The 18,216-nt window shown below is 71.4% G+C and carries 15 protein-coding genes; 11 read left to right on the forward strand and 4 right to left on the reverse strand.

All coding sequences use genetic code 11. The features are described from left to right. Window positions 1-57: 57 nt before the first annotated feature. Window positions 58-1,467, reverse strand: coding sequence for a DNA repair protein RadA (radA, locus tag ABD932_RS40635; RefSeq protein WP_345021112.1), 1,410 nt, complete (start codon window positions 1,465-1,467; stop codon window positions 58-60). 205 nt (window positions 1,468-1,672) lie between these two features. Here radA and ABD932_RS40640 point away from each other — a divergent pair, with 205 nt between their 5' ends. Then, the gene (locus ABD932_RS40640) at window positions 1,673-3,460 is read left to right on the forward strand and encodes a BACON domain-containing protein (protein WP_345021114.1); all 1,788 of its coding nucleotides are present in this window, start codon (window positions 1,673-1,675) and stop codon (window positions 3,458-3,460) included. 11 nt (window positions 3,461-3,471) lie between these two features. Here ABD932_RS40640 and ABD932_RS40645 read toward each other — a convergent pair whose 3' ends face one another. Beyond that, window positions 3,472-4,350, reverse strand: a complete 879-nt coding sequence (locus ABD932_RS40645; RefSeq protein WP_345021115.1) for a DUF3109 family protein — start codon at window positions 4,348-4,350, stop codon at window positions 3,472-3,474. Between the two features lie 74 nt (window positions 4,351-4,424). Here ABD932_RS40645 and ABD932_RS40650 point away from each other — a divergent pair, with 74 nt between their 5' ends. From ABD932_RS40650 to ilvD, 4 genes are all read left to right on the forward strand, one after another. Beyond that, a complete protein-coding gene (locus tag ABD932_RS40650; protein WP_345021116.1) occupies window positions 4,425-5,357 on the forward strand; it encodes a Ppx/GppA family phosphatase in 933 nt (310 codons plus the stop codon). Window positions 5,358-5,560: 203 nt separating this feature from the next. Beyond that, complete coding sequence (locus ABD932_RS40655; RefSeq protein ID WP_126394050.1) at window positions 5,561-6,385, forward strand: sugar phosphate isomerase/epimerase family protein; 825 nt, start codon at window positions 5,561-5,563, stop codon at window positions 6,383-6,385. Further along, the gene (locus ABD932_RS40660) at window positions 6,382-7,023 is read left to right on the forward strand and encodes a TetR/AcrR family transcriptional regulator (RefSeq protein ID WP_345021117.1); all 642 of its coding nucleotides are present in this window, start codon (window positions 6,382-6,384) and stop codon (window positions 7,021-7,023) included. The genes ABD932_RS40655 and ABD932_RS40660 overlap by 4 nt, the downstream gene beginning before the upstream one ends. A gap of 124 nt (window positions 7,024-7,147) precedes the next feature. Further along, window positions 7,148-9,001, forward strand: a complete 1,854-nt coding sequence (gene ilvD / locus ABD932_RS40665; protein WP_345021118.1) for a dihydroxy-acid dehydratase — start codon at window positions 7,148-7,150, stop codon at window positions 8,999-9,001. A 118-nt stretch (window positions 9,002-9,119) separates the two neighbouring features. On the opposite strand, the gene ABD932_RS40670 is transcribed toward ilvD, so the two are convergent. After that, window positions 9,120-11,270, reverse strand: a complete 2,151-nt coding sequence (locus ABD932_RS40670; protein WP_345021119.1) for an outer membrane protein assembly factor BamB family protein — start codon at window positions 11,268-11,270, stop codon at window positions 9,120-9,122. A 182-nt stretch (window positions 11,271-11,452) separates the two neighbouring features. On the opposite strand from ABD932_RS40670, the gene ABD932_RS40675 reads away from it, so the two are divergent. From ABD932_RS40675 to proC, 6 genes are all read left to right on the forward strand, one after another. Continuing rightward, window positions 11,453-11,845: an SH3 domain-containing protein gene (locus tag ABD932_RS40675; protein WP_425587587.1), complete on the forward strand. Its 393-nt coding sequence runs from the start codon at window positions 11,453-11,455 to the stop codon at window positions 11,843-11,845. A 199-nt stretch (window positions 11,846-12,044) separates the two neighbouring features. Further along, on the forward strand, window positions 12,045-12,548 hold the full coding sequence (locus ABD932_RS40680) for an EamA/RhaT family transporter (protein ID WP_345021121.1): 504 nt from the start codon (window positions 12,045-12,047) through the stop codon (window positions 12,546-12,548). Window positions 12,549-13,061: 513 nt separating this feature from the next. Next, on the forward strand, window positions 13,062-13,832 hold the full coding sequence (locus ABD932_RS40685) for a class I SAM-dependent methyltransferase (protein WP_345021123.1): 771 nt from the start codon (window positions 13,062-13,064) through the stop codon (window positions 13,830-13,832). Window positions 13,833-14,110: 278 nt separating this feature from the next. Continuing rightward, a complete protein-coding gene (locus tag ABD932_RS40690) occupies window positions 14,111-14,920 on the forward strand; it encodes an ABC transporter ATP-binding protein (RefSeq protein ID WP_345021125.1) in 810 nt (269 codons plus the stop codon). Further along, window positions 14,917-15,708 carry an ABC transporter permease gene (locus tag ABD932_RS40695; protein ID WP_345021127.1) on the forward strand — a complete coding sequence of 264 codons (792 nt, stop codon included), beginning with the start codon at window positions 14,917-14,919 and terminating at the stop codon, window positions 15,706-15,708. Before ABD932_RS40690 ends, ABD932_RS40695 begins: the two co-directional genes overlap by 4 nt. A gap of 130 nt (window positions 15,709-15,838) precedes the next feature. After that, window positions 15,839-16,651 (forward strand): pyrroline-5-carboxylate reductase, encoded by an 813-nt coding sequence (proC, locus tag ABD932_RS40700; RefSeq protein WP_345021129.1) that lies wholly within the window; start codon window positions 15,839-15,841, stop codon window positions 16,649-16,651. Window positions 16,652-16,694: 43 nt separating this feature from the next. Here proC and trpS read toward each other — a convergent pair whose 3' ends face one another. Further along, a complete protein-coding gene (gene trpS, locus ABD932_RS40705) occupies window positions 16,695-17,720 on the reverse strand; it encodes a tryptophan--tRNA ligase (protein WP_345021130.1) in 1,026 nt (341 codons plus the stop codon). Between the last annotated feature and the right edge of the window lie 496 nt (window positions 17,721-18,216).

An 18,216-nucleotide genomic window follows, 5' to 3' on the forward strand; every position in this document is an offset into this window, starting at 1 on the left:
GGGGCGCTCCCGTTTCGCACACTCTGTTCGTACGGACGGGCGAGACCAGGGCAAAGTCTACCGGCGGTCCTCCTCGTCCCGTGGGGCCTCTCGACGACGCGAGCGCGGAAGGACTCGGAGAGCGTCCCCTATGTCGGCCACTTCCAGCACCTTCATGCCGGAAGGGATCTTGCCCGGATCGCCCGGAACGAGTGCGTGCGTGAAGCCCAGCCGGTGCGCTTCGGCGAGCCTGCGCTGCACACCCGTGACCCGTCTGACCTCGCCCGCGAGGCCCACTTCGCCGATCGCCACCAGGTTCTTGGGGAGAGGTGTGTCACTCGCGGCGGAGGCCAGCGCGAGGGCTACCGCGAGGTCCGCGGCGGGCTCCGAGAGCCGCACTCCGCCGACCGTCGCGGAGTAGATGTCCCGCTTGCCGAGGGCGCTGATCCGCCCGCGCTGCTCCAGCACGGCCAGCATCATCGAGACGCGCGAGGTCTCCAGGCCGGAGGTGGTGCGGCGGGGGGAGGGGATCTGCGAGTCGACGGTGAGCGCCTGGACTTCGGCGACGAGAGGGCGGCGGCCCTCCAGGGTGACGGTCAGGCAGGTGCCGGGGACCGGTTCAGCACGCCTTGTCAGGAAAAGTCCGCTTGGATCCGTAAGGCCCGTGATGCCCTCGTCGTGCAGCTCGAAGCAGCCGACCTCGTCCGTCGCGCCGTAGCGGTTCTTGACGCCGCGTACGAGACGCAGGCGCGCGTGCCGGTCGCCCTCGAAGTGGAGCACCACGTCCACGAGGTGTTCGAGGAGGCGGGGTCCGGCGATGGCGCCGTCCTTCGTGACGTGTCCCACGAGGAGCGTGGACATGCCGCGTTCCTTGGAGGCCCGGATCAGGGCGCCGGCCACCTCCCGGACCTGCGCCATGCCACCGGGCGCACCGTCGATCTCCGGGGAGGCCACGGTCTGCACGGAGTCGAGGATGAGCAGCGAGGGCTTCACCGCGTCCAAGTGGCCCAGCACGGCGGCCAGATCGGTCTCGGCGGCGAGATACAGATGGTCGTCGAGGGCGCCGATGCGGTCGGCGCGCAGGCGGACCTGGCTGGCCGACTCCTCACCGGTGACGTACAACGTGCGGTGCTCGTCGCTCGCCGACTTGGCCGCCACGTCGAGCAGCAGGGTGGACTTGCCGACGCCGGGCTCGCCCGCGAGGAGGACGACGGCTCCGGGCACCAGTCCGCCGCCGAGGACCCGGTCCAGCTCGGGCACGCCGGTGGACCGCGCGGTCGCCTGACGGCCGTCGACCTGCCCGATGGGCACCGCGGACGTCGACACCCGCCCCGGCGCCGTCGTGCGGACCGCGGGCGCGCCGTACTCCTCGACCGTCCCCCACGCCTGGCACTCGGGGCAGCGGCCGAGCCACTTGGCCGTCTGCCAGCCGCACTCGGTGCAGCGGTAGGACGGGCGGTCCTTCGTGGACTTGGTACGGGCAGCCATGCGAAGAACCGTAACCGAGCCCACTGACAACGCCGCACGGCCGCGCGTCCGGCCCCGCTTCCGAGGCCGCCGCGGGGCCGCTTCGTCATGCACAAGACACGGAATCAGGGGTTCCTGTCCCCGATTGAGGGATCGTTTCACCCGTATGGATTAAAACGACTCAAGCGGCAAGAAGGCGCCACCCCGGGCCCCCTACGGTCCACCAATGATGAGCAGCAGTCCGGAAACCTCGACGCGCACCGCCGGAGCCCATCGGGGGCGCCGGGAGGCGCGCGATCGTGCGGCGGCGCGAACGTCGGCGCAGCGGCCGCCCGCCCGCTACGAGCCGTATCTGGACGGGCTGTTCACCTACTGCCTGTCCGTCCTGTGCGACCACGACGCCGCGACCGCCGCTCTGGGCGACGCCCTCGCGCTCGCCGAACGGCGCGGGCAGCGTGTGCCGGAGTCCGCCGCCGACCGGCGCCCCTGGCTGTACGCGCTGGCCCGCTGGGCGTGTCTGCGCAAGCTGGCCGAGGCCAAGCAGAAACGTCAGAGCAGCCACGCGGCGGGCCGGCACGGCGCCCACCGGCAGACGGCGACACGGGCCGAGGGGCCGCCCGTCTCCGAAGAGGTCCAGGAGCTGCGGCGCGGTGAACTCGCCCTGCTCGCCTGGCCGGAGGCCGCCGGCACCACCCCGGAGCAGCGCGAGGCCCTCGAACTCGCCGTACGCCACCACCTCGCCGCCCACGAGGTCGCCGCCGTCCTCGGCATGGACCTGGCAGCCGCCCGCGACCTGCTCGCCTCCGCCGCCTGCGAGGTCGAGCGCACCCGCGCGGCCCTCGCCGTCGTCGAGACCGGCGCCTGTCCGAGCGTCGCCCGGCTCACCGGCGACAACCAGCTCGTCCTCAGCACGGCCCTGCGCCGCGAACTCGTCCGGCACGTCGACGACTGCCCCCGATGTCGCCGCACCGCCGAGCGCGCGATCCCCGGCCGGTGGCCCGGCGCGACCGTCACCCCCGCCGAGCTGCCCGTCCTGGAGGCGCCCCGCGCGTCCCTGCACAGGGCCCTGACGCACCACTCACGCGCGCGGGGCGTCGCCGTGCCGCGCTTCGACCGGCGTGGCTTCCCGATGGACCCCAAGGACCGTGCCGCCCGCAGGGACCGGCTACGCGCGCGTGCCGTCACCACGACCGTCGTCGCCACCGTCGTCGCCGCCCCGGTCCTCGCCCTGTGGGCCGCCTACCGGGGCACCCCGACCGGCGAGGGCGTCGACGGGCCCTCGGCCAGCGCGAGCGAGGCGCACGGCCCCGGCAGCCTCGACGGAGAAACGGCGGACGGCGGCTACGAGAACGCCGGGAACGCGCGCCCCGACCGGGGGGACCGTTTCGGCGACCGTGACAAACCGGACGTCTCCGTGGAGGTCGTCAGCGTCGGCGGCGCGGGCGGGAAGAGCGCCGGGCAACTGGAGGTCTCGGCCGGCAACAGCGGCGACACCACGCTCGTCACCCTGACGGCGACGGGGCGCGCGCCGGTGCGCTGGTCCGCGACCACCGGCGCGCAGTGGCTCTATCTGAGCCAGTCGGCGGGAACGCTGGCGCCCGGCGAGTCGTTGACGATCAAGGTGTACGTCGACCAACTGCGCGAGCCGTCCGGGCCCTGGAGCGCGCGCGTGGCGATCTCACCGGCCGGCGCCGTCGTCTGCATCGAGGGCTACGGCACCGCCCCCAGCCCGTCCGACCCGGGACACGGCCCGGACCCCACCGATCCCAGCCACCCCGGCAATCCCACCGATCCGACCGATCCCGGGAGCCCCAGCGGCCCCCCGCCCTCGTCCCCGGGGCCCGATCCGACGCCGACGAGCCCGGATCCGACCGACCCCATGCCCAGCGAGTCGCCGCCCTCGTCGCCCGACCCGTCCCCCACCGCGGGCGACCCGTCGCCGTCCGATCCGTCCGGCCCGGGCAGCCCGCCGCCGGCCGACGGCAGCGGCGAACCGGGCCCGTCGGCGTCATAGACCGCAGGGGCTCAGCCCTGCGTGCCCTCCCGGTCCACGGGATCCGCCGGGTGGGGTGCCAGCAACGGCAGCTGCGACGCCAGCCGCTCCTCGCACAGCTCGACGAGGCGGTCGTAGCCCGCCTTGCCCATCAGCTCGGTCAGCTCCGGCCGGTAGGACACGTACACCGGGTCGCCCGCGCCGTGCGCCGAGGTCGCCGAGGTGCACCACCAGTGCAGGTCGTGGCCGCCCGGGCCCCAGCCGCGGCGGTCGTACTCACCGATCGAGACCTGAAGGACGCGGGTGTCGTCGGGCCGGTCGATCCAGTCGTACGTCCGCCGGACCGGCAGCTGCCAGCAGACGTCCGGCTTGGTCTCCAGCGGCTCGCGGCCCTCCTTCAGGGCGAGGATGTGCAGCGAGCAGCCCGCGCCGCCGGCGAAACCGGGCCGGTTCTGGAAGATGCACGAGCCGTTGAACGGGCGGGTCTGACGGTCGCCGTCCTCGTCCTCCGAGACCCAGCCGTGCTCCATGCCCTCGTCATGGTGCTGCCAGATTTCCGGCGTGAGTCTCGCCACATGCTCGGCGACCCGCTTCTCGTCGTCCTCGTCGGAGAAGTGGGCGCCCAACGTGCAGCAGCCGTCGTCCGCGCGGCCCGCCTGGATGCCCTGGCAGCCGCTGCCGAAGATGCAGTTCCAACGGGAGGTCAGCCATGTCAGATCGCAGCGGAAGACCTGCTCGTCGTCCGCCGGATCAGGGAACTCCACCCATGCGCGAGCGAAGTCGAGTCCCTTCTCGTCCGGCTCCGGGGAGCCCTTCTTGGGCTTCTTCGACTTCGTGGCTGCCTTTGCCTGCGAAGAACCCGTGGCGGATTTGGCCGTCTTGTCGGTCTTCGCCTTTTTCGTCTTTGGCACGGGTCCAGGGTACGGCGTCCGTACCTGCGACTTCGAGGACGGAGGAGCGCCCAGGTGGCAGTAGCGTTCCGTACATGAGACTCGGTGTCCTCGACGTGGGATCTAACACCGTGCATCTGCTGGTGGTGGATGCACACCCTGGCGCGCGCCCGCTGCCCGCGCACTCACACAAGGCGGAGCTGCGCCTTGCCCAACTCCTCGACGACAGCGGGGCCATCGGTCCCGACGGGGTCGACAAGCTGGTCGGTGTCGTCCACGAGGCGTTGCAGGCGGCCGAGGACAAGGGTGTCGAGGAGGTCCTGCCGTTCGCGACGTCCGCGGTGCGGGAGGCCAGCAACGCGGACGACGTCCTCGCGCGCGTGAAGAGCGAAACCGGGGTTGAGCTGCAGGTTCTCACCGGCGCCGAGGAGGCCCGGCTGACCTTCCTCGCCGCCCGGCGCTGGTTCGGCTGGTCGGCCGGGAAGCTGCTGGTGCTGGACATCGGCGGCGGCTCCCTGGAGATCGCGTACGGCATGGACGAGGAACCGGACACCGCGGTGTCGCTGCCGCTGGGCGCGGGGCGGCTGACCGCCGGCTGGCTGCCGGGAGACCCGCCCGACCCGGAGGCGATAAGAGCGCTGCGACGGCATGTCCGCGCACAGATCGCCCGTACGGTCGGCGAATTCAGCCGTTTCGGGGCCCCCGACCACGTGGTCGCCACCTCCAAGACCTTCAAGCAGCTCGCCCGTCTCGCCGGCGCGGCACGCTCCACGGAGGGCCTCTACGTCCAGCGCGACCTGAAGCGGGAGTCCCTGGAGGCCTGGGTCCCGCGCCTGGCCGGGATGACCACCGCCCAGCGGGCGGAACTCCCGGGCGTTTCGGAGGGCCGTGCGGGACAGCTGCTCGCGGGGGCGCTGGTGGCCGAGGGGGCGATGGACCTGTTCGGCGTCGAGAGGCTGGAGATATGCCCCTGGGCGCTGCGGGAGGGCGTGATCCTGCGGAAGTTGGATCATTTGACGGTGGGGTGACGGCGGCTCTCCGGGGGCGACGGCCCCGTCAGGGCGCGCGACGAGGCCGGGCGTCGTGAACCCCGCCACACCGTCGGCCCACGCCCCCACTCCAGGCCCTCGGCATATGCCCAGTTCGCACCCCTGACCGCCCCGACGCCCCCATGGCGGGCCCACGCCCATCCGTTCCCCGGCCTCCAGCACCGCCCCGTACTCTGTCCCTCGTGGCAGAACCAGTGGTGCGCATCCCGGATGCGAAGGTCGCCCTCTCGACGGCCTCCGTCTATCCGGAGTCGACGGCAACGGCCTTCGAGATCGCCGCGCGCCTGGGGTACGACGGCGTCGAGGTCATGGTGTGGACCGACCCGGTCAGCCAGGACATGGAGGCGCTGCGCCGGCTCAGCGACTACCACCGCATCCCGATCCTCGCCGTCCACGCCCCCTGCCTGCTGATCACCCAGCGCGTGTGGTCCACCGACCCCTGGACCAAGCTCCAGCGCGCCCAGGCGGCCGCCGAGAAGCTGGGGGCCTCCACGGTCGTCGTGCACCCGCCGTTCCGCTGGCAGCGCCAGTACGCCCGCGACTTCGTCGCCGGTATCTGGCGGATGGCGAACGAGACGGACGTACGGTTCGCCGTCGAGAACATGTACCCCTGGCGCTACCGCGACCGCGAGATGCTCGCGTACGCCCCCGACTGGGACGTGACGAAGGACGACTACCGGCACTTCACGATCGATCTCAGTCATACGGCGACCGCCCGGAGCGACGCGCTCCAGATGATCGACCGGATGGGGGACCGTCTCGGCCATGTTCACCTCGCCGACGGCCGGGGCTCGGCGAAGGACGAGCACCTGGTCCCCGGCCGCGGCACCCAGCCCTGCGCCGAGGTGCTGGAGCGTCTCGCGCACACCGGCTTCGACGGCCACGTCGTCATCGAGGTCAACACCCGCCGCGCGATGTCCAGCGCCGAGCGCGAGGCCGACCTCGCCGAGGCCCTCGCCTTCACGCGGCTGCATCTGGCCTCCGCGGCGAAGGTGCCCCGGCCGTGACCGACATCACGCCGGGCCAGGGCGGCGTGGGCTCCCGACGCCGGGGCCGGCCCCCTCGCACGGAGTCCGGCGGCACCCGCGACCGCATCCTGAACGCGGCCCGCGAGGAGTTCTCCGAGCGCGGCTACGAGAAGACGTCCGTGCGCGGCATCGCCAAGGCGGCCGGGGTGGACTCGGCGCTCGTGCACCACTACTTCGGCACCAAGGAGCAGGTCTTCGAGGCGGCGGTGGAGGTCGCCTTCGCGCCGGCCCTGAAGGTGCGGGACGTGGTCCTGGAGGGGCCGCTCGACGACGCCGGCGAGCGGATGACCCGCACCATCTTCGGGCTCTGGGAGAACCCGGTCACCCGCAAGCCGCTGCTCGCGATCGTCCGGTCGGCGGTCAACAACGAGGCCGCGGCCGCCGTCTTCCGCCGCCTCGTCTCCGCGCAGCTGCTGCGCCGCATCGCCGACGAGATCGACGCCCCGGACGCGCAACTGCGCGCCGAGCTGGCGGCCGCGCAGCTGGTGGGCGTCGCGATGATGCGCTACGTCATCAAGATCGAGCCGATCGCGTCGGCGGACGTGGAGCAGATCATCACGCGCGTGGCGCCCGTCGTGCAGGGACATCTCACCGGGCGGGGAGCGCCGGACAGCTGATGCGCGAGACGCGCATCCCGCATTTCGGACACCTCGTCCCGCCCTCTGGATGACCGGCGTACGCTCGTTAGCAGTCAGAAGTCTCTGATCGCAGTCCTAGCTGTCCCTGAAGGAGCGAGCGACGATGCCCGAGCTGAGGTCCCGCACAGTCACCCACGGCCGCAACATGGCGGGCGCCCGCGCCCTTATGCGCGCCTCTGGTGTACCCGGTGCGGACATCGGCCGGAAGCCGATCATCGCGGTGGCGAACTCCTTCACCGAGTTCGTGCCCGGACACACCCACCTGCAGCCCGTCGGCCGGATCGTCAGCGAGGCGATCCGTGAGGCCGGCGGCATCCCGCGCGAGTTCAACACGATCGCCGTCGACGACGGCATCGCCATGGGCCACGGCGGCATGCTGTACTCGCTGCCCTCCCGCGACCTCATCGCGGACAGCGTGGAGTACATGGTCGAGGCCCACTGCGCCGACGCCCTGATCTGCATCTCCAACTGCGACAAGATCACCCCGGGCATGCTGAACGCCGCCCTGCGGCTCAACATCCCCACGGTCTTCGTCTCCGGCGGCCCCATGGAGTCCGGCCGCGCCACGCTGGTCGACGGCACGGTCCGCACCCTCGACCTGGTCGACGCGATCTCCGACGCCGTGAACGACAAGATCTCGGACGAGGACATCCTCCGTATCGAGGAGAACGCCTGTCCGACCTGCGGCTCCTGTTCCGGCATGTTCACCGCCAACTCGATGAACTGCCTGACCGAGGCCATCGGCCTGTCCCTGCCGGGCAACGGCTCGGTGCTGGCCACGCACACGGCCCGTAAACAGCTGTACGTCGCGGCGGCGCAGACGGTGATGGACATCACCCGCCGCTACTACGAGCAGGACGACGACACGGTCCTGCCGCGCAACGTCGCCACCTTCGCGGCCTTCGAGAACGCCATGGCCCTCGACATCGCGATGGGCGGCTCCACCAACACGATCCTGCACCTGCTGGCCGCCGCCCAGGAGGCGGGCGTTCCGTTCGGTCTTGAGCAGATCAACGAGGTCAGCCGCCGGGTCCCGTGCCTGGCGAAGGTCGCGCCCAACGTCGCCAAGGACCGCACGTACTACATGGAGGACGTCCACCGCGCGGGCGGAATCCCGGCGCTGCTGGGCGAACTGCACCGCGCCGGGCTGCTCAACGAGGACGTCCACGCCGTCCACAGCCCCTCCCTGGCGGACTGGCTGAAGACCTGGGACGTGCGCGGCGGGTCGCCCTCGCCGGAGGCCGTCGAGCTGTGGCACGCCGCCCCGGGCTGCGTCCGGTCGGCCGAGGCCTTCTCGCAGTCCGAGCGCTGGGAGGCCCTCGACGAGGACGCCGAGGGCGGCTGCATCCGCAGCGCCGAGCACGCGTACTCCAAGGACGGCGGTCTCGCCGTCCTCAAGGGCAACCTGGCCGTCGACGGCTGCGTGGTGAAGACGGCCGGCGTCGACGAGTCGATCTGGACCTTCGAGGGCCCGGCGGTCGTCTGCGAGTCGCAGGAAGAGGCCGTCGAGAAGATCCTCAACAAGCAGGTCAAGGACGGCGACGTCGTCGTCATCCGCTACGAGGGCCCCAAGGGCGGCCCCGGCATGCAGGAGATGCTCTACCCGACGTCCTTCCTCAAGGGCCGCGGCCTCGGCAAGACCTGCGCCCTGATCACCGACGGCCGCTTCTCCGGCGGTACGTCCGGTCTGTCGATCGGCCACGCCTCCCCGGAGGCCGCGTCCGGCGGCACGATCGCCCTCGTCGAGGACGGCGACCGCATCCGCATCGACATCCCGAACCGCTCGATCGAGTTGCTCGTCGACGAGGCGGAACTCACGCGCCGTGAGCAGGCGTTGAACGGGGTGTACGCCCCGAAGAACCGCGAGCGCAAGGTGTCGGCGGCACTGCGCGCGTACGCGGCGATGGCGACCAGCGCGGACAAGGGCGCGGTGCGGGACGTGACGAAGCTGGGCTGAGGTTGCGTGTCGCAGGGGCCGTCTTCCTTCGGGAGGCGGCCCCTGCGTCTGTCACGGGGGCGGGAACGGGCGGACGTTCGGTTCCGTCACCGGGGGAGAGGGCGGACGTAAGGCTCTGTCACCAGGCCGACGGGTCGCGGCCGTCGACAGCGAACACGCTCCCGTCGGGGGCGCTGCCGAAGACGTGGCCGTCGGCGAGCACGGGCTCGGGCAGGTCGGCCGCCACCCGCTCCGACGTGCCGAGCCGGACCGGGGTCTCGCCCACCAGCCGACCGCTGCGGGCGTCCACGGCGAGCAGCCGGCCGTCGGGGGCGCTGACATACACATGCCGGCCGTCGGCGACGGGCGACGACGTGCGCAGCAGGGACGTCTCCGTTCTCCAGAGCTGCCTGCCGTCCTCCATGTCGACGGCGACCAGCGACCCGCCCTCGCCCACGATGTAGACGACGTTCCCGCGGACGGTGCCGTGGGCCTGCTGAATTTCACGGGGCAGCGTCACGCGTCGCGTGGTCCGGTCGGCGGGGGAGTAGCGGATCACGGACCTCGTGGCGCCGTAGGTCCCGTCGAGGGAGACGAAGAAGACCGATCCGTCCGACGCACCCGCGAGCTCCAGCGCCCCCTTCAGCCGCGCGTCCCAACGCACGTCACCCGTGGCCGGGTCCACCGCGGCGACCCGCGTGCTCGACCCGTCGAGGGACTCGCTCGTCGTGTACACCAGCGGGTCCCCGGCGAACGAGACGAAGTACGGCGCCCGCTGCCCCGGTACGGTGCGGCTCCACTTCGTGTCGCCCGAAGCGCCGTCCACGCCGGTCACCGTGCCGTCGGCGCCGGTGAGCAGCACCATGCCACCGGCGGCCGAGGAGCTGTCGTACGCGGGCATGGTCTGCCGCCAACGCGCCTTGCCCGTAGCGGGATCGAGCGCCTCCAGCCGGCGGCCCGGCCCTGACGCCGGCTGCACCAGGCCGCCCGCCATGGCCGGCGGTCCGCTCAGGCCCGACGCGTCGCCGGAATGCCGCCACAGCAGCCGGCCGTCCTGCGGGTCGAGCGCGAAGACGAGCCCGCTCTGGGCGCACAGCACCTTCCCCGCGCCGAGGGAACACAGGGGCGTGCGCTCCTTGGCCGCCGGTACCGCGGCCCACCCGCCGAACCCGGCCGACGTGGTCCGCGCGCTCTCGGGCGCCGGCTCCGGGTTCACACCGCCGAGAAGCTGTACGGAGACCAGCGTGAGGACCGTGGCGAGACCGACGGCCCCGGCCCCGAGGGCCAACAGCCGGCGCCGACGCTTTCCGGGCGGCCGTTCGGCCCCCTCCCCGACACCCGGCCCCGGCTCCGGGCTCGATTCCGGCGCCTGTTCCCGCTCCTGTTCCTGCTCCTGTTCCTGCTCGGGCGGGGGCTTCCCACTGGCCCGCTGCGCCGGAATGAACGCCTGCGTGTCGTACGACGCCGCCACCGACCGCAGTTCCCGCATCATCTCGTCGGGCGTGGGCCGGTCCTCGGGCTCCTTGGCCAGGCACCGCAGCACGAGCGGCGCCAGATTCGCCGGTACGCCGGTCAGGTCCGGCTCGTCGTGCACCACCTGGTAGGCGACGACGTACGGGCTGTCGGAGTCGAACGGCCCCCGTCCCGTCGACGCGTGCACCATCACCGACCCGAGCGCGAAGATGTCGGCGGCGGGCCCGACCTCCCGCGGCCGCCGGAACTGCTCCGGTGCCATGAAGGGCGGCGTACCGATCAACTTCCCGGTCTCGGTGCGCAGTTCGCTGTCCTTTGGCCGAGAGATGCCGAAGTCGATGACCTTCGGCCCGTCGTCGGCGAGCAGCACATTGCTCGGTTTGAGGTCCCGGTGCACCACACCGACCCGGTGTATGTCGCGCAGTGCCTCCGCCAGCCCGGCCATCAGCCGCCGCAACTGCGCGGGCTCCATCGGCCCGTTCCGCTTGACGTGGTCCGCGAGCGTCGGCCCCGGGATGAACAGCGTGGCCATCCAGGGCCGATCGGCCTCCGGATCGGCGTCCACGACGGGCGCGGTGAACGCCCCACTCACCCTGCGCGCCGCACCCACCTCCTGCCGGAACCGGCCCCTGAACTCGGGGTCCCTCGCGAACTCGGCATGCACGACCTTCACCGCGAGCTGCATGCCCGAGGTGCTCCGCGCCAGATGGACGACGCCCATGCCGCCGGAGCCCAGGCGTGACTGCAGGTGGTAGTGACCGGCGTACTCGGGAAGTTCCGCTTCCGCGCCCGCTCCGGCGTTCTGCTGTGGCGCCATGGGACCACCCCCGTGCTGTTCGTCCGCGCGCGCGACGCACGGAGCCTAGTCGATGACTCGTACGAGACAGAGGCGGCTTGCTAGCCTCCGTGTTCCCATCACGCACATGTGTGCGTGGCGGGATTTAGGGGAATCAACGGGACCCCATGGGAGTCATGGGGATCAACGGGGGAGGTATTTCCATGTCTGTGGACCGCGCTGAAGGGCTTGAGAGACCCGCCGGGGCCGGCGTCGGCAACGGGGTCGGGGGAGACGAGGAAGAGGCCGTCATGACCATGGCGGCTCCGGCAGCCACCGCCACGGCGGCCGAGGTCACGACCACGGCGGTGCGCTACTACCCGGTCGCGCCGGGCATCCGCCTGAACGTCCGCCGGGGCCCCGGCACCCAGTACCCCATCGTCCGCATCCTGCCCGAGGGCGCCCGGGTCCCGATCTTCTGCCAGACGCCGGGCACGACGGTGACCGGCCCCTACGGCACGACGAACATCTGGGACAACATCGACGACGGCGAGTACGTCTCGGACGCCTATGTGAACACCGGCAGCGACGGCTACGTCCGACCGCGCTGCTCCTGAGCCGGGCGGATGCCGGGCTGAGCCGGGCGGATCCTTTCGGATCCCGGGCTGAGCCCGGCCGGTCCTTTCGGATCCCGGCCGATCTTGTCCGTCCCGGCCGATCTTGTCCCGTGCCAGCCGGTCCTGTCCGGTCCCGGCCGTTTCCTCTTCGCCGGAACCCGTCCGGAGCCCGCGGCCACGCCGGAGCCATAATCGACTCGTGAGCGAGAAGAACGGCACCCCGGCCACCCCCGCGGGCTCCACAGGCCCCCGCCCCGAGCCCCTCCGCTTCTTCGGCACGACCTGGGTCGACCACGACAACGGCTACACCGCCCGCCGCATCGCCGTGGCCATCGGCTCCCTCGTCACCGCGGCCGTCTCCTGCCTGGTACTGCGCTTCGCCTACCAGGGGATCCAGATCGCCGCAGTCGGGGGCTTCGTCACCGTCCTGGTGGTGGTGATGTTCGCGGTGTGCAGCGCCCTCGCCTTCCGCCACACCTGGGACGGCTTCACCAAACGCCCCGACCCCGACCGCCACGCCCACCTCCGCAGCCTCCTCATGATCGGCTTCGTCGGCTCCCTCCTCGCCTACTTCTTCCGCTCCCTCATCGAGGCCCCCGGCGAGAAGCTCCACCGCGAGGAATACGAGAAGGCCCGCAAGCAACACGACACCCGCACCACCCGCCGCACAGGCAACCCGGGCAAGAAGCGCCGCCGCCGCTGACCAGGGCCGGCCACCACCCCAACGCCTTCCACCATTCCCACCGTCGCGCGTCCGCCCCAGCAGCCTCTGCCACACCAAGCCCCGGGACGAGGCGTCTGTCGAGCTCCAGGCCCCTCCGAGCCGGCCACCCGGCCCGCCTCGCCTGCGCCTGCCTCCCCTGCGGGCCACCGCCGCGGCAACGGCCCTGCTGCTGAGCACGGTCTGCCGGATATCCGAATCCCGAGCCCGTAGCCCGGGTGCCTGTCTGTCGATCAGCCCCGGACCGCCCTCCGCCGCCGGACCTGACCTCTCGCAAAGCACTAGATACCCCGAGCTCATAGCCCGGGCGGCTGTCCGTCGATCAGCCCTGCCCGCCCTCCACCGCCCGACCTCACCTCTCCGCAAACCCGATACCCCGAGCCCACACCCAGGCGTCCGCCTGCCCACCGACCAGCCCGCCCCGCCCTCCGCCGCCCCGCCCGACGTCTCCGCAAACTCGATGCACATCGCACCAACCACGGCCACCATGGCCATATGACGGCCCCCTCACACCCCGACCGTGCCCGCTCCTTCGACGCCGCCGCAGCCCAGTACGCCGCGAACCGCCCCGCCTACCCACCCGCCCTCTTCGACGCGATCGAGGACCTCGCAGGCCGCCCCCTCACCGGCGCACGCGTCGTCGACGTCGGCGCCGGCACAGGCATAGCCACGGCCCTCCTGCGACAGCGCGGCGCCAACGTCCTGGCCGTGGAACCCGGCGACGGCATGGCGGCCCAGTTCCGCCGCAGCCACCCCGACATCCCGATCGTCCGCGGCAACGGCAACGCCCTCCCCCTCGCCACCGCCTCCACCGACTTCCTCACCTATGCCCAGGCCTGGCACTGGACCGACCCCGCCCACTCGGCTCCGGAAGCCCTCCGCGTACTGCGGCCGGGCGGTGCACTGGCCCTGTGGTGGAACACCACCCCCCTCGACATCTCCTGGCACGTGACCCAGGCGCGCCGCATCGAACGCCGCTTCGACCTCCACCCCGCCGTCGAGCAGGGCGGCAGCGGCGACCGTGCAGCCCAGAACGACCCCACCGGCCGCCTCGCCTTCACCCGCCGCAAGGTCCGCTGGAGCCGCCGCGTCCCCATCGACACCCACCTGGCGAACCTCGGCAGCCACTCGATCTTCCTCGTCCACGGCACAGAGGCGAGCACCGCCTTCCTCACCGAGGAGAAACAGATCCTGCTCAAGGACTTCCCGGACGGCATCATCGAAGAGACCTACGACGTTGACCTCCTCGTCGCCACCACCTCCTGACCTCCTTCTCCATCCCCTCCTCGCGCCCGCTCTCCCCCTACCGCCTCGGACACCCGCCCAACGCCGAGCCGGGGAGCGCGGGCGAATCACGTACCGGACCTGGAAGTCCTCAGGACCCAAGACCCGGGACTCAGGACACAGGGGGCATGGAGGCGGCATTCAGGTCCCCGGGACCCGGCGGGGCCACCGCCCCACCACCCACTGCCCACCGCGCACCCCCCAGCGCCCACCCCGCCTCGGCGCTTGACGGCACAGCCCCACCAGAGCATATTCATCGCATGATGAATTATCAGCCCGCCCGATCCGATCCCCCCGACACCCCAAGCACCCCCGCCATCCGAGCCAACGCCTTGAACGTCGTACGCGGCACCCGCCAAGTACTCCGCGACCTCGACTTCACCGTCCCGCGCGGCCAGATCACCGGGCTGCTCGGCCCGTCCGGCTGCGGCAAGACGACCCTCATGCGGGCGATCGTCGGCACCCAGGCCAAGGTCACCGGCACCCTGGACGTCCTCGGCCACCCCGCCGGCCACCCCACCCTGCGCACGCGCATCGGCTACGTCACCCAAGCTCCCTCCGTCTATGACGACCTGACGATCAGTCAGAACCTCGCCTACTTCGCCGCGATCCTCGACCCGGGCCACGCAGCCGCCGATCGGCGCCACGAGAACGTCACCCGCGCCATCGCGGACGTCGACCTCACCAGCCACGCCGACGCCCTGGCCGGCAACCTCTCCGGCGGCCAGCGCAGCCGCGTCTCCCTCGCGGTCGCCCTCCTCGGTACCCCCGAACTCCTGGTCCTGGACGAACCGACGGTCGGCTTGGACCCCGTCCTGCGCCGCGACCTCTGGAACCTCTTCCACGACATCGCCGCCTCCCGCGGCGCCACCCTCCTCATCTCCTCCCACGTCATGGACGAGGCCGAGCGCTGCCACCGCCTCCTCCTCATGCGCGAGGGCCGCATCCTCGCCGACGACACCCCGGACGCCCTGCGCACCCGTACGAACTCCGAGACGGTCGAGGCGGCCTTCCTGCACCTGGTCGACGAGGCGGTCGCGGCCGCCCGCGCGAAGGAGACCACCCGATGACCACGACGACGAGCACGTCCCCCGCACTCCGTCCCGCCCCCACCGGCCCTCTGAACCTGGCCCGCACAACAGCCACGGCCGCCCGCGTCCTGCGCCAGCTCCACCACGACCCGCGCACCATCGCGCTGATGCTCCTCGTCCCCTGCGTGATGCTCTTCCTGCTGCGCTACGTCTTCGACGGCAGCCCGCGCACCTTCGACAGCATCGGCGCCTCCCTCCTCGGGATCTTCCCGCTGATCACGATGTTCCTGGTCACCTCCATCGCCACCCTGCGCGAGCGCACCTCGGGCACCCTCGAACGCCTCCTCGCCATGCCCCTCGGCAAGGGCGACCTGATCGCCGGCTACGCCCTCGCCTTCGGCACCCTCGCGATCATCCAGTCCGCCCTGGCGACCGCACTCGCCCTCTGGTTCCTCGGCCTGGACGTCACCGGCAGCCCCTGGCTGCTCCTGCTCGTGGCCCTGCTCGACGCACTGCTCGGCACTGCGCTCGGTCTCTTCGTCTCGGCCTTCGCGGCCTCCGAATTCCAGGCCGTCCAGTTCATGCCGGCCGTGATCTTCCCCCAGCTCCTCCTCTGCGGCCTCTTCACTCCCCGCGACAACATGCACCCGGCCCTCGAGGCCATCTCCAACGTCCTCCCCATGTCCTACGCGGTCGACGGCATGAACGAGGTCCTCAAACACACCGACATGACCGCCAACTTCGTCCGCGACGCCCTGATCGTGGCCGGCTGTGCCCTGCTGGTCCTGGGCCTGGGCGCGGCGACGCTCCGGCGCAGGACGGCGTGACCGCCCTGGCACGACCACGCGGGCGGCCCGCCCGTCCCACCCGTCCCGCCCACCGGACACGTCACCTCGAAAGCCGCCCCCGGTGCGAGGATGAACCCGGACGACGCAACCCCCGGAGGGCACCCCAGCCATGACCCAGAAAGTCGCAGTCCTCGGCACCGGCAAGATCGGCGAAGCCCTGCTCAGCGGAATGATCCGCGGCGGCTGGGCCCCTGCCGACCTCCTGGTGACAGCCCGCCGCGCGGAACGAGCCGAAGAACTCCGCACCCGCTACGGAGTCACCCCGGTCACCAACGCGGAAGCCGCCAAGACCGCCGACACCCTGATCCTCACGGTCAAGCCGCAGGACATGGGCGCCCTCCTCGACGAACTCGCCCCGCACGTCCCCGCCGACCGCCTGATCATCAGCGGAGCCGCAGGCATCCCCACCTCCTTCTTCGAGGCCCGCCTCGCCGCCGGCACTCCGGTAGTCCGCGTCATGACGAACACCCCCGCTCTCGTGGACGAGGCCATGTCCGTCATCTCGGCCGGCAGCCACGCCAGCGAAGCCGACCTCGCCCACACCGAGGAGATCTTCGGCTCCGTAGGCAAGACGCTCCGGGTTCCCGAGTCCCAGCAGGACGCCTGCACAGCCCTCTCCGGCTCCGGCCCGGCGTACTTCTTCTACCTGGTCGAAGCCATGACCGACGCCGGCATCCTCCTCGGCCTGCCCCGCGACAAGGCCCACGACCTCATCGTCCAGTCCGCGATCGGCGCCGCGACGATGCTCCGCGACAGCGGCGAACACCCCGTCAAGCTCCGCGAGAACGTCACGTCCCCCGCCGGCACCACCATCAACGCCATCCGCGAACTCGAGAACCACGGCGTACGAGCCGCCCTCATCGCCGCCCTCGAAGCCGCCCGCGACCGCAGCCGCGAACTGGCCTCCGGCAACAACAAGTGACACCGGGCCCGCCCCTGCCTCAGGGGCGGGCCGAGCGCAGCCCCTACACGGTCACCCCGATATCCGCGGCCGCAGCCGCCGGCAGCAACCCGATCGCCCGATACGCGGCATCCACGGTCGGCCGCGCCATCGCCCGAGCCCGCTCCGCACCATCCCGCAGCACCCCCTCCACATAGCCAGGATCCGCGCACAGCTCCCTGTGCTTCTCGTGCACAGGCCTGAGAACCTCGACCACGGCTTCCGCGGTGGCTGACTTCAAAGAGCCGTACGACTCATATACACCGCTCAGCTCCGTTGGGTTCCCACCCGTGCACGCCGCCAGAATCTCCAGCAGATTCGCCACCCCAGGCCGCGCGTCCCGGTCGTACACGACCTCCTGCCCGCTGTCGGTCACGGTGCGCATGATCTTCCTGCGCACCACATCCGGCTCATCGAGCAGATAGACGATCCCCGGCCCGGCGTCATCACTCTTGCCCATCTTCGACATCGGGTCCTGCAGATTCATCACCCGAGCCGCGACCTGCGGATGCGTGGCCCGGGGCACCACGAACGTATGCCCGTACCGCTGGTTGAACCGCACGGCGAGGTCCCGCGTCAGCTCCACGTGCTGCGCTTGATCGTCCCCGACCGGCACCTCCTCGGCCCCGTAGGCCAGGATGTCCGCGGCCATCAGCACGGGATACGTCAGCAAGGACAGCCGCACACTCCCGCCCCGCTCCCGCTCGCGCGCCGCCTTCTCCTTGTACTGGATCATCCGCCGCATCTCGCCGTCCGTGGCCACGCACTCCAGCACATACGACAGCCGCGCGTGCTCATCCACATGACTCTGTACGAAGACGGTGCACAGCTCCGGATCCAGCCCGGTCGCCAGCAGCAACGTCGCCGCCTGCCGACTGAGCCTGCGCACCCGCGCCGGATCGTGGTCCACCGTCAGGGCATGCAGATCGACGATGCAGAACAGCGCGTCGGCCTGGTGCTGATCGACGGCAGCCCACCGCCGCATGGCTCCCAGGTAGTTCCCCAGCGTCAGATGCCCCGTCGGCTTGACCCCACTGAAGACCCGCGTCATCTCTTCCTCCACCTCCTGGTCGAGGCCGCCGTCCCAGCTGGCCGACCCTCAGAGTCTCTGGAGGGAGATACGAGAACGGCCGCCGAGGCGGCGGCCGTTGAGTGCATACGTGACTACGGCCGCCTTCAGGCGGCCCACCACAGCTGGGTGCACGTACGCGTCGTCATGACCATCAGAGTACGCCCCGAGAGTGCCGTCCGGCGTGAAGTTGACACGCCCCGGGCCGATCCGTAGTGTTCTCCGAGTTGTCCGACGTGAGCACCGACTCCGGTCGGTCCCCGGACAGCCACTCCGCAAGTACCAACCAACGCTCGACGACAGTCGATCTGTCTGCCGTCGTTTCATTGGCATGCGTATTTACGGAATGAGGAATCCGCGCTCGACAGAGCGCAGCCCCCGATTAGCTCGGGAGCGAGGAATCCGCTAAAGTCTCACTCGTCGGAACGGCCCAACAGCCGCGAAGACAAGCCCCGCTGACTGGGGGTCAGGCCGAGAA

The sequence above is a fragment of the Streptomyces shaanxiensis genome (assembly GCF_039537145.1).
GTDB classification, from domain to species: domain Bacteria; phylum Actinomycetota; class Actinomycetes; order Streptomycetales; family Streptomycetaceae; genus Streptomyces; species Streptomyces shaanxiensis.

Coding starts and splice junctions, on each gene's coding strand:
- ABD932_RS40685 (WP_345021123.1), top strand. CDS start 13,062: ATGACGGCCCCCTCACACCCCGACCGTGCCCGCTCCTTCGACGCCGCC.
- ilvD (WP_345021118.1), top strand. CDS start 7,148: ATGCCCGAGCTGAGGTCCCGCACAGTCACCCACGGCCGCAACATGGCG.
- proC (WP_345021129.1), top strand. CDS start 15,839: ATGACCCAGAAAGTCGCAGTCCTCGGCACCGGCAAGATCGGCGAAGCC.
- radA (WP_345021112.1), bottom strand. CDS start 1,467: ATGGCTGCCCGTACCAAGTCCACGAAGGACCGCCCGTCCTACCGCTGC.
- ABD932_RS40695 (WP_345021127.1), top strand. CDS start 14,917: ATGACCACGACGACGAGCACGTCCCCCGCACTCCGTCCCGCCCCCACC.
- ABD932_RS40650 (WP_345021116.1), top strand. CDS start 4,425: ATGAGACTCGGTGTCCTCGACGTGGGATCTAACACCGTGCATCTGCTG.
- trpS (WP_345021130.1), bottom strand. CDS start 17,720: ATGACGCGGGTCTTCAGTGGGGTCAAGCCGACGGGGCATCTGACGCTG.
- ABD932_RS40675 (WP_425587587.1), top strand. CDS start 11,453: ATGTCTGTGGACCGCGCTGAAGGGCTTGAGAGACCCGCCGGGGCCGGC.
- ABD932_RS40690 (WP_345021125.1), top strand. CDS start 14,111: ATGATGAATTATCAGCCCGCCCGATCCGATCCCCCCGACACCCCAAGC.
- ABD932_RS40670 (WP_345021119.1), bottom strand. CDS start 11,270: ATGGCGCCACAGCAGAACGCCGGAGCGGGCGCGGAAGCGGAACTTCCC.
- ABD932_RS40640 (WP_345021114.1), top strand. CDS start 1,673: ATGATGAGCAGCAGTCCGGAAACCTCGACGCGCACCGCCGGAGCCCAT.